This is a genomic window from Pseudomonas brassicacearum, assembly GCF_009601685.2.
Classification (GTDB): Bacteria; Pseudomonadota; Gammaproteobacteria; order Pseudomonadales; family Pseudomonadaceae; genus Aquipseudomonas; species Aquipseudomonas kilonensis_B.
This window is the reverse complement of the sequence record NZ_CP045701.2, coordinates 5,639,744-5,650,580: the sequence shown is the minus strand read 5'-3', so window position 1 is coordinate 5,650,580 and position 10,837 is coordinate 5,639,744. Positions and strand designations below refer to the sequence as shown.

At 60.5% G+C, this 10,837-nt stretch carries 10 protein-coding genes; 9 read left to right on the top strand and 1 reads right to left on the bottom strand.

Features of this window, described 5'->3' with window-relative positions; genetic code table 11:
* The first annotated feature begins 105 nt into the window (after positions 1 to 105).
* The gene (gene ispH / locus GFU70_RS24495) at positions 106 to 1,053 is read left to right on the top strand and encodes a 4-hydroxy-3-methylbut-2-enyl diphosphate reductase (RefSeq protein WP_058544083.1); all 948 of its coding nucleotides are present in this window, start codon (positions 106 to 108) and stop codon (positions 1,051 to 1,053) included.
* On the opposite strand, the gene GFU70_RS24490 is transcribed toward ispH, so the two are convergent.
* Positions 1,007 to 1,546 carry a GspH/FimT family pseudopilin gene (locus GFU70_RS24490; RefSeq protein ID WP_058544084.1) on the bottom strand — a complete coding sequence of 180 codons (540 nt, stop codon included), beginning with the start codon at positions 1,544 to 1,546 and terminating at the stop codon, positions 1,007 to 1,009. The two genes, ispH and GFU70_RS24490, sit on opposite strands and share 47 nt — an antisense overlap.
* Before the next feature lie 158 nt (positions 1,547 to 1,704).
* Between GFU70_RS24490 and GFU70_RS24485 the strand changes: the two genes are divergently transcribed.
* From GFU70_RS24485 to GFU70_RS24450, 8 genes are all read left to right on the top strand, one after another.
* Positions 1,705 to 2,178 carry a GspH/FimT family pseudopilin gene (locus GFU70_RS24485; RefSeq protein ID WP_058544085.1) on the top strand — a complete coding sequence of 158 codons (474 nt, stop codon included), beginning with the start codon at positions 1,705 to 1,707 and terminating at the stop codon, positions 2,176 to 2,178.
* Positions 2,175 to 2,636 (top strand): type IV pilus modification protein PilV, encoded by a 462-nt coding sequence (gene pilV, locus GFU70_RS24480; RefSeq protein ID WP_153388922.1) that lies wholly within the window; start codon positions 2,175 to 2,177, stop codon positions 2,634 to 2,636. Before GFU70_RS24485 ends, pilV begins: the two co-directional genes overlap by 4 nt.
* Complete coding sequence (locus GFU70_RS24475) at positions 2,633 to 3,349, top strand: PilW family protein (protein ID WP_058544087.1); 717 nt, start codon at positions 2,633 to 2,635, stop codon at positions 3,347 to 3,349. Before pilV ends, GFU70_RS24475 begins: the two co-directional genes overlap by 4 nt.
* Positions 3,350 to 3,369: 20 nt before the next feature.
* Positions 3,370 to 3,840 carry a PilX N-terminal domain-containing pilus assembly protein gene (locus tag GFU70_RS24470; RefSeq protein WP_116643726.1) on the top strand — a complete coding sequence of 157 codons (471 nt, stop codon included), beginning with the start codon at positions 3,370 to 3,372 and terminating at the stop codon, positions 3,838 to 3,840.
* On the top strand, positions 3,827 to 6,922 hold the full coding sequence (locus GFU70_RS24465; RefSeq protein ID WP_153388921.1) for a pilus assembly protein: 3,096 nt from the start codon (positions 3,827 to 3,829) through the stop codon (positions 6,920 to 6,922). The genes GFU70_RS24470 and GFU70_RS24465 overlap by 14 nt, the downstream gene beginning before the upstream one ends.
* 11 nt (positions 6,923 to 6,933) lie before the next feature.
* Entirely contained in the window at positions 6,934 to 7,335 is a 402-nt protein-coding gene (locus GFU70_RS24460) for a type IV pilin protein (protein ID WP_058544090.1), read from the top strand.
* Positions 7,336 to 7,391: 56 nt separating this feature from the next.
* Positions 7,392 to 8,492 carry a glycine oxidase ThiO gene (thiO, locus tag GFU70_RS24455; protein ID WP_153388920.1) on the top strand — a complete coding sequence of 367 codons (1,101 nt, stop codon included), beginning with the start codon at positions 7,392 to 7,394 and terminating at the stop codon, positions 8,490 to 8,492.
* A 1,934-nt stretch (positions 8,493 to 10,426) separates the two neighbouring features.
* On the top strand, positions 10,427 to 10,792 hold the full coding sequence (locus GFU70_RS24450; protein WP_039014157.1) for a DUF6124 family protein: 366 nt from the start codon (positions 10,427 to 10,429) through the stop codon (positions 10,790 to 10,792).
* The last annotated feature ends 45 nt before the right edge of the window (positions 10,793 to 10,837 follow it).

Genomic DNA, 10,837 nt, shown 5'->3' with positions numbered 1-10,837 from the left:
TTCGCAGGCAGTTCCTGCTGCCACCCGATTCACTGTGGGAGCAAGCTCGCTCTCACCGTGAATCGCACTGATTCAATTTCTTGCGCGCAAGACACGAGGCACAGCATGCAAATCAAACTCGCCAACCCCCGTGGCTTCTGCGCCGGTGTGGACCGGGCGATCGAAATCGTCAACCGCGCCCTGGAAGTCTTCGGGCCGCCGATCTACGTGCGCCACGAAGTGGTCCACAACAAATTCGTCGTCGAAGACCTGCGTAGCCGCGGGGCCATTTTCGTCGAGGAACTGGACCAGGTGCCGGACGACGTCATCGTGATCTTCAGCGCCCACGGGGTTTCCCAGGCAGTACGCACCGAAGCCGCCGGCCGTGGCCTTAAGGTTTTCGACGCGACGTGCCCATTGGTGACCAAGGTGCACATCGAAGTGGCGCGCTACAGTCGTGACGGTCGCGAATGCATCCTGATCGGTCATGAAGGCCATCCGGAAGTCGAAGGCACCATGGGTCAATACGATGCCAGCAACGGCGGTGCGATCTACCTGGTCGAAGACGAGGAGGACGTGGCGGCCTTGCAGGTCCGCAACCCTGAGAGCCTGGCTTTTGTTACCCAGACGACCTTGTCCATGGACGACACCAGCCGTGTGATCGACGCCCTGCGTTCGCGCTTTCCAGCTATCGGCGGCCCGCGCAAGGATGACATCTGCTACGCCACCCAGAACCGTCAGGATGCAGTCAAGCAACTGGCCAATGAATGCGATGTGGTGCTGGTTGTCGGCAGCCCGAACAGCTCCAACTCCAACCGCTTGCGTGAGCTGGCCGAGCGCATGTCCACCCCGGCCTACCTGATCGATGGTGCCGAGGACATGCAACGCAGCTGGTTCGACGGCGTCGAGCGCATCGGCATCACCGCCGGCGCTTCCGCGCCGGAAGTCCTGGTGCGCGGCGTGATCCAGCAATTGCAGGCCTGGGGCGCAACCGGTGCCGATGAACTGGCCGGTCGCGAGGAGAACATCACGTTCTCGATGCCGAAAGAGCTGCGCGTGCGCTCCTTGCTTTAAGTCCTTTCTCGCACAGCGCCTGCTCGGCCTCGACGCTTTCCAGGCGGACGCGGCCGGAGGGCGCCAGTATCACTTGATGGTGGCTGACCGGCCCGCGTTTGGCGCAGACATGCAGCCTGCCGGCCAGGAATGCGCCGCTGGGGTGCAGTGCTTCCCCCTGGTTGCCGAACCTCACCCTGCGTCTCATCGGCTGGTTGCCGATCACACGGGCGCTTGCGGTGCGTTCCATCAGCAAGGTTTTCTCCTTGTTGTCCAGCATGATCCGCCAACCCTGGCCCCAATCATTGTCTATCCCTTGTATCAATACGCGGCGATTACGTGTGATGGCTTCGCTGCGGGCAAGGCGCAACCCGCTGATCAGCAATTGCGCGGTGTCCTCGCGTTCGATGGATTCGATCAGCTCTTTGTAGCTCGCGCCGGCCCACGGCAGAACAATTGCGGCGATCGCCAGTCCCATGAGCAGTTCGATCAGGCTGAAGCCTTGTTGATACATGACGTCTCCTCCCTGGAGAGTGTGAAGCGGATCTAAGACTTATGAATTATTGTGGCGAGGGGATAAATCCCCTCGCCACAGATTGCAGCACCACGCGCAGGCGGTGGTTTGTTCTAGCGTGTAGAAGCAGGTATAGCCAACGGCAACGGAGGGCATCGATGGATCTTCGTACAAAAGGTTTCACGCTGATCGAGGTGCTGGTGGCCCTTGGCGTGCTGCTGATCCTGATCACCATGGCGGTGCCGTCATTCACCGGCTCGCTGCAGAGCACCAAGGCCGATACCGAGATCGGCGACTTGCGCCGGGCGCTGAACTTTGCCCGTATGGAGGCAATCGACCGTGGTATCACCACGCGAATTCGCCCCACGGCCCAAGGCAGCGTCTGGAGCGGCGAACTGACGGTGTACGACAGTACTGGCACGCCGGCCAATGTATTGCGGGTTGTTCCAGCGATGGGCAGCGGCGCGACTCTGACGCTAACCTCAGAGGTGAGCAATATTGATTTCAACAACCTTGGCGGGTTGTCGGCACCGGCCACGCCGGTGAGTTTCAATTATGTACGCGGGGCGCAGAGCAGGACGCTGAGTGTTTGCCTCAATGGAAGAATCGTATTGGGTGGAAGTTGCGGATGACGGGTTGCAGTAAAAGGGCGCAGGCCGGCATGACGTTGATCGAGGTGCTGGTGGCGGTGCTGATTCTCGGCGTCGGTTTGCTGGGGGCGGCGATGATCCAGCTCAATGCGCTCAAGTACACCGACAGTTCGCGCATGACCAGCCAGGCCAGTTTCATTGCCTACGACCTGCTGGACCGCATTCGAGCCAACTCCGGCGCCGACTACACCATCACACCGCCCAGCTCGCCGAACCTCAACGTGGCCCGGGACCAGGACCTCTACGATTTCAAGACCAATATCATTGCCTTCGGCGGCGCCACGGCCACTGGCACCATTGCGCTGAACCAGCGGGTCTACACCATCACCATTGCCTGGGACGACGCCCGGGCCGCCAACACCACCGACGCGACCGAGGCGCGGCGCAGCTTCGTGCTGACCAGCCGCGTCGCGGTCGACCCGGTGGGGACAACACCATGAACCGGCACAGTCGCGGTTTCGGCCTGATCGAGTTGATGATCGCGCTGGTGCTCAGCCTGATCGTCGTGCTGGGTGTCGTGCAGATTTTCATTGCCGCCAAAAACACCTATGTCAGTCAGAATGCCGCCGCGGTGATTCAGGAGGACGCGCGGTTTGCCTTGAGCAAAATGGTCCAGGAAATTCGCATGGTGGGCATGTTCGGTTGCCTGGCGACCATCATCGATGCTTCAACGGATAACAGTTTCGCTACCAGCCAGACCACGCCGATCCGTTGGGATAACGCCAACCGGAGGTTGACCCTGGTCACCGCGGACATTGGAAGTGGCGGTGGCGTGCCGACCTGGACCGTCGTTTCCGATTGCCGTACCTCGGCGACGGCCTACTCGAACGCAAGGGCGCCAGCGGCGGGGCAGTTGGCCTTCCCGATCCGTCGACTGGTCTACAGCTTCAACAACAACCAATTGCTGCTGGGCAGCGGCACCGCCAATCCGCCTACCCTGTCGGTGCTGGTGGACAACGTGCGGGCGTTCGACGTGACGTTTGGCGTGGCCGGCAGCGCCACGGATATCGCAGCGTCGAGCTACACCGGCAACCCGGCAGACCCGGCACTGATCCGCAGTGTGCGCCTGAGCCTGACGCTCTTTGATCCAAGGAACACGGTGCGCGAGCAGACCTTCAATGTGGTTGCCGCCTTGCGCAACCGGCTTCTATGAGGGGGCAATCGATGCGCTCGATGGGTCTCAAGCATCGCCAGCGTGGCATGGCCCTGCTGGTCAGCCTGGTTTTCCTGTTGCTGCTGACGTTGATCGGCCTGTCGTCGATGCAGAGCGCCACCCTCCAGGAAAAAATGACCAGCAGCGTCATGCAGCGCAACCAGTCGTTCCAGATTGCCGAAGCGGCGTTGAGGATCGGTGAGAGTGCGGTGCAGGTCGAGACCTATTCGCTGGCGGTCTGTACCACCACGATTCAATGCGCGCCACCGGCCGAGTCGGCGACCGTCACGGCGGCGGGGCGCAGTTCGTCGTCGGGGGTGCTCTGGGTTGCCGCTGCCGGTGGGTTTTATGGCGTGCAGAACATCGGTACTACGCTTGCGGCAGTCAATGTGCCGGTCAATACCTCGGCGACGCTGTACCGGATCACGGCGGTGGCGGTGGTGGGCAATAACCAGCGCAGCGTGGTGGAGAGTATCTATGCGAAGTACTAGGGGGCTGCTGGGGTCGTTGTGGGGGGCGTTGCTCAGTCTTTACCTGGCGGCGCCGGCCTATGCGTTCACGCCTTCGGATTCGCCCTTGCTGAGTGCGGGCGCGGTCACGCCGAACGTGATGCTGCTGATCGATGATTCGGGGAGCATGAATAACATTATCTGGGCGGCGGGGTTTGATCCGAATGTGTCCTGGCCGACTGTCTATACATGTGAGTCCACTACTAACTGCAACAGCATTGCCAGACTGAATATGGACGATGGCAATGTTTTGCTGGCGAGCCTGTCCCGAGGCGGTTGCTCCAAGGCGGGCAACTGGTATGGCTTTTATCGAAGCGATCTGGGAGAAGTCTGCCTGAGACTCCCCGATCCGGTGGGTAACGGGAATACTCGCTATACAGCCAAATACCTGTCTTATTTGCTGTCCTTGTCCAATGGGTCGAACCGAGACTTCACCACTGGCACGATACCCAATGACTATCGAATCAACGTGGCCCGGGATGTTTCCAATGACCTGGTCGCCAATAACCGCGCCCTGCGTATTGGCCTCGCCACCTTCAATCCGCCTAATTACAGCAACTCCGGCCCAGGGGGCTACATTGCCCGCGTCGTCAGCGACCTGTCGCCGGTCAGCGGCAGCGTGACCCAGACCCAGGCCAACAGCAACTACAGTGCCCTGATCAACGCGATCAACGGCCTGGGCGCAGTCGCCAATACACCATTGGCCGAAAGTTACTATGAAGTCACCCGCTATTTCCGGGGCATGGCGCCTTACTACAATGGCACACCAAGCTCTTACACCAGCCCGATCCAGTACCGCTGCCAGAAAAACTTCGGGGTGGTCATCACCGACGGTTTACCCACCTATGACCGGACGTTTCCCACCAACGACCCACTGGGCTTGGCCCGTTTGCCGAACTGGGATGGCGTCAACAACGATGGTGCCGATCTCAATGGTGACGGCGAGGGCGACACGCTCTATCTGGATGACATCGCCAAGTTCGCCTTCGACATCGACATGCGTTCTACCGGTACCGATGCCACGGGCCAGAGCTGGGATTCCGCGGATTTCCGTCGACAGTACCTCAATACCTACACTGTGGGCTTTACCGCCAGCAACCCGATGTTGTCCGACGCCGCCCGCTACGGCGCAGGCAAGTATTACCAGGCGGCCGACAGCGAAGGCCTGAACTCAGCATTGGCCTCTGCCCTGAGCGACATCACCTCCAAGGCCGGGTCCGGGGGCGCGGGCGCGACCAACGCCGCCACATTATCCAGCACCTCCAGTTACTACCAGACCACCTACGACCCCAAGGACTGGCGCGGCACCATCCGGGCGTTCGGTTTCACCGCGACAGGTACGGTCAACAAGGCAGCGGTGCAGTGGACCACCGACACCGCCATCGTGCCCGGCGCCACGGCACCAATTTACCAATCCTGGAACACAGCGACCAACGTGCCCGTGACCCTGGCCTACGGCAACTTTTCGCCGGCCCAGCAAACCAGCCTCAGCCAGAGCCTGCCCACGGGGATCACCGGCAACGACCTGGTGGGGTGGAGCAAGGGTGTCAATAAGACCGGCTTGAAGGTGCGCAATGTATTGCTGGGCGACATCATCAATTCGCCGCTGGTACTGGCATCGCCCAATGAGCAGACCGCTGCGGATTTGCTCAACGACACCAGCTACAGCACGTACCTGACGACCAAGGCGGCGAACATGAATACCAGCCTGGTGGTGAACGCCAACGACGGTTTTTTCAGCGTCATCAACAGTGCAAACGGTACCCGGCGCTATGCCTATATGCCGTCGAGCGTGCTGCCATCGTTGCAGAGCATTGCCGACACCACCTACGTCAATGGCGTGAGCCACAAGTTTTTAGTGGACGGACAGATCGGTGTATTCGATACGCAATCGGGGAGTGCCTGGAAGACAGTGGCCCTGGGTGGCACCGGTGCCGGGGGCAAGACGTTCTACGCGGTTCAGCTGTTCGATGCGACGGCGGGCAATGTGTTGCGGGCGTTGTGGGAAATCAGCGCGCCGACCATTGCCAACACCGCCGACGCCTTCAATGACCTGGGCTACGCCTACGCCCGCCCCGAAGTCGCCCGCCTGGCGGACGGGCGCTGGGCGGCATTCATCTCCAACGGCTACGGTAGCAACAGCGGTGTCGCCGCACTGTACGTGGTGGATATCCGCGACGGCGCGTTGATCAGGAAAATCGTCATCAACAGCAGCGAGACCGGTAATGGCTTGTCGTCGGTCAAGTTGCGGGTCAACTCCCAGAACGTGGTACAGGCGGCGTACGGTGGCGACTTGAAAGGGCGGATGTGGAAGTTTGACCTCAGCGGCACTTCCCCGACCGCCTGGGGCGTGGCGTTTTCCGGGCAGCCGTTGTTCACCGCGCCCGGTGGCGCGACTCAGCCGATCACCGTTCAACCGCTGCTGGCGGACAACCCGCAGGGCGGTACCCAGGTGTTTTTCGGCACCGGCAAGTTCAATGAAACGGCGGATAAACTCAACAAGGACCTGCAAGGGTTCTACTCGATCTGGGATGCTGCCGGCGGTGTCGGGCAAATCACCGTGTCGAGCCTGCAGGCCCAGTCGATCACGGGTGTGTTCTCAGGCAGCACGGGGCAATTCGTGACCACCAGCCAGACCGACGTGGCTTATCCGACGAAAAAGGGTTGGTACCTGCCGTTGGTGTACAACAATGCGCTGACCGGGGAGCGGGTGATCAACCCGGCCAACCTGGTGCTTGGGCGCGTGGTCTTTACCACGGCTGCGGTGGACACCACCGACCCTTGCGCCAGCTTCGGTACTGGCAAACTGATCGAATTGGATGCGTTCAACGGTAAGATGCTCAACTATGCGGTGCTCGATACCAACGGTGACGGCACGCTCAACAGCTCCGACACGATCTCCAGCGGGGTGGTTTTCACGGGGGGTATCCCGACCTTGAGCGCCGTCGTCAGCGCCAGCGGGGCCACCAACATGATCGTCAACGACTCCAGCGGCAACATCACCGAGCTGTTGGAAAAATCCGTCGGTGGCAGCCGCCGCATCATGTGGCGGCAAATACAATGAAGAGGCAAGTCATGCGCAGATCCAACCGGGGTTTCACCTTGATCGAAATCATGATCGTGATTGCGATCATCGGTATCGTGATTACCATCGGCTATCCGAGCCTGACCGAATACATGAAGAAGGGCCGGCGTACGGAAATCGCCGGGCTGTTATCTGAGCAGGCGCAGATTCTCGAGCGCTACTACTCGAAGAATAACGTCTACACCAATGCGACCGGCCTGAGCGGCGGCAATGATTTCTATACCATTACCCAGACACTGACGGACCAGAGCTTCATCCTGACCGCTGTGCGCAAGAGTGGCTCGTCCATGGCCGCGGACAAATGCGGTGACTTCAAAATCACCAATACCGGGGTACGGAGCATAGAGAACGCCGCCGCCGGGCTGACCACCAAGGATTGTTGGGGCCGCTGAGTTTCTTTTATTCGGGCGCGGTCTTGCGCCCTCTGTCTTATGAGTCGAATCAGAACATGACCAGGCAACAGCAAGTGGTGATTGTCGGCGGCGGAGTCATTGGCCTGCTGACGGCGTTCAATCTGGCGTCCGAAGGGCAGCGCGTGGTGCTACTGGACCGTTCCAGTGTCGGCCAGGAATCGTCCTGGGCCGGCGGCGGTATCGTGTCGCCGTTGTACCCCTGGCGCTACAGCCCGGCGGTCACGGCGCTGGCCCATTGGTCGCAGGATTTTTATCCACAGCTGGGCGAACGTTTGTTCGCCGCGACCGGGGTCGATCCGCAAGTGCATGTCACCGGTCTGTATTGGCTGGACCTGGACGATCAGGACGACGCGCTGGCCTGGGCCGAACGGGAAGGGCGCCCGATGCGGGCTGTGGATATCTCGGCTGTCCACGATGCCGTGCCGGTGCTGGGCGCGGGTTTTTCCCGGGCGATCTACATGGCCGATGTGGCCAACGTGCGCAATCCCCGGTTGGTGAAATCCCTCAAGGCTGCCTTGCTGGCGATGCCGAACGTCACGCTTAATGAGCATTGCGAAGTCAGTGGGTTCATTCGCGACGGTGGGCAAGTGGTGGGCGTGCACAGTTCTGCCGGTGAAATTCGTGGCGATGAGGTGGTACTGGCCGCTGGAGCCTGGAGTGGCGAGTTGCTCGAGACCTTAGGCTTGAAGTTGCCGGTCGAGCCGGTCAAGGGCCAGATGATTCTGTACAAGTGCGCGTCGGATTTTCTGTCGAGCATGGTCCTGGCCAAGGGGCGTTATGCGATTCCGCGTCGTGATGGGCATATTCTGGTTGGCAGTACGCTGGAGCGCGAAGGCTTCGACAAGACCCCGACTGATGCTGCGCTGGAGAGCCTGAAGGCTTCGGCCCAGCAACTGATTCCGGCGCTGGCTGATGCTGAGGTGGTTGGGCATTGGGCTGGGTTGCGGCCTGGATCGCCTGAAGGCATTCCCTATATCGGCGAGGTGCCTGGGGTTGCCGGGTTGTGGTTGAACTGTGGGCATTATCGCAATGGGTTGGTGCTGGCGCCGGCGTCGTGTCAGTTGTTTACGGATTTGATGCTGGGGCGCGAGCCGGTGATCGATCCTGCGCCGTATGCGCCGGCGGGGCGCTTGTAAGAGCCGGTTTTTTCTGGGGGAGCGGGTTTGCTCGCGATGGCGGTGTGTTGATCGAGTACATATCCATTGCTGCGGTAACGGCCGCTTAGGGTTCCGCCCTGACGGCGGCTCACTTTTGAGAAGCCCGGAAGCCGGCCCAGTCAAAAGTAAGCAAAACGCTCATGCCCCACCACTTGGCACCTCGCCTAGGCTCGGTGTGCCCTCACTCCGGCATTGCTCCGTGGGCCCACTGCGCAATGCCTGCGTTCGGCCATCGTGGTTAACGGGGCGCCGAGATCAACGTCCGCCCCGAGGCGGCCTAGTAGCCGACCTGGTTCTCCTGGTCGTACACCCATCAGATCTGTTTGAGCAGGACCCGTGGGAGCAAAGCTTGCTCGCGAGGCGTCCTTACAGCCGACCTGTCTCTTCCGGTCCTACTGCGATCCCATTGTGGGAGCGAGACTGCTCGCGAAGACGGCGGTATATCCCGCGCTGATACCAGCTAATCCACCGCCATCGCGAGCAAGCTTTGCTCCCACAGAGATTTGCAGTGGCCGCAAATGTGTAGATCGTCACCGACCCCGTGTGGGAGCGGGCTTGCTCGCGAAGACGGCGGTACATCCAAGGCTGATGCAAGCTGAACCACCGCCATCGCGAGCAAGCTATGCTCCCACAGGGATTTGCAGTGGCCGCAAATCTGTAGATCGTCACCGACCCCGTGTGGGAGCGAGCCTGCTCGCGAAGACGGCGGTACATCCGAGGCTGATGCCAATTGATCCACCGCCATCGCGAGCAAGCTTTGCTCCCACAGGGATTTGCGGTGGCCGCAAATCTGTAGATCGTCACCGACCCCCCCGTGTGGGAGCGGGCTTGCTCGCGAAGACGGCGGTATATCCAAGGCTGATGTCAGCTGATCCGCCGCCATCGCGAGCAAGCTTTGCTCCCGCAGGGATTTGCAGTGGCCGAAAATCTGTAGTTCGTTCCCGACCCAGTGTGGAAGCGGGTTTGCTCGCGAAGACGGCGGTATATCCAAGGCTGATGTCAGCTGATTCACCGCCATCGCGAGCAAGCTTTGCTCCCACAGGGATTTGCGGTGGCCGCAAATCTGTAGATCGTCACCGACCCCGTGTGGGAGCGGGCTTGCTCGTGAACACGGCGGTACATCCGAGGTTGATGCCAGCTGATCCACCGCCATCGCGAGCAAGCTATGCTCCCACAGGGATTTGCGGTGGCCGCAAATCTGTAGATCGTCACCGACCCCGTGTGGGAGCGGGCCTGCTCGTGATGACGACAGCCAATCCAATCTCTATCTAACTGAATCACCGCCTTCGCGAGCAAGCCCGCTCCCACAGGAGAAACGCGATCACCCAGAACCAGGTCGGCTATCAGGCCGCCTCGCGGTGGACGTTGATTTCGGCGCCCCGTTAACCACGCTGGCCGAACGCAGGCATTGTGGAGTGGGCCCACGGAGCAATGCCGGAGTGAGGGCATGCCGAGCCTAGGCGAGGCACCGAGTGGTGGGGCAAGAGCGTTTTGCTTACTTTTGCGCTTTTCAAAAGTGAGCCGCCGGGCGGAATCCTAAGTAGCCGTTACCGCAGAAACGGATATACACACCGCCCTCACAGCCGACCAAGCTTTGTGGGAATGGTCGGACAAGATTCTGATTCGAGCCGAATTTTCCGACGAGTTCTGGCGGTTGCCGGGTGGGAAGAACTCTGGCTAACCTTTTCCCGTCGCTGCCAATTCAGCGTCCGGGCGTCGCGGCCCGTTAACTTGGTGCATAATTCCAGCCGACGACGGTGCTTCGGTATTTGTCGTTGTGTCATGGTTGGCTGTGCGTGGGATACCTTCGGGTATGCCGAAGCTCCAAGTTCGGTCCGCGAACCTGCGTACAGCTGCCACCTCCAATCGCGTCGCGGCGATCGGTGACAGCTCCAAAAACTTGGAGATGCACAATGATTAAAGATACACCCAACCCCCCAGAAACAGGTTCCTCGTCAACCCACGTCGATCCTGATCACCAAAAGCTCGATGAAGCCGCCAAACGCGCCCTCGACTATTACCTCGGCCCAAAGCCCGAAACCAAAAAGAAACCCGCCTCAAACCAGTTATTCACTGTCGTGGCCGGCATCGACACCGAATGCCTCCTCACCAACCTCAGCGAAACCCTGGCCTCCGCCAACGCAACAATCAGCGATCTGGCTTTCGAGCTTGACGGTTCGAGACGGCATATTGCCTTGGGGGTACTGCAGTTGATTGAGCTGAGTGAATTACTGGCCAATCGTGTTCTGGACGAGCAGGCGCCTGCGGACGGAAGATAGTCGCGGCGGCAAACATGAAACCCGTGGCAAGGGAGCAAGCTCCCT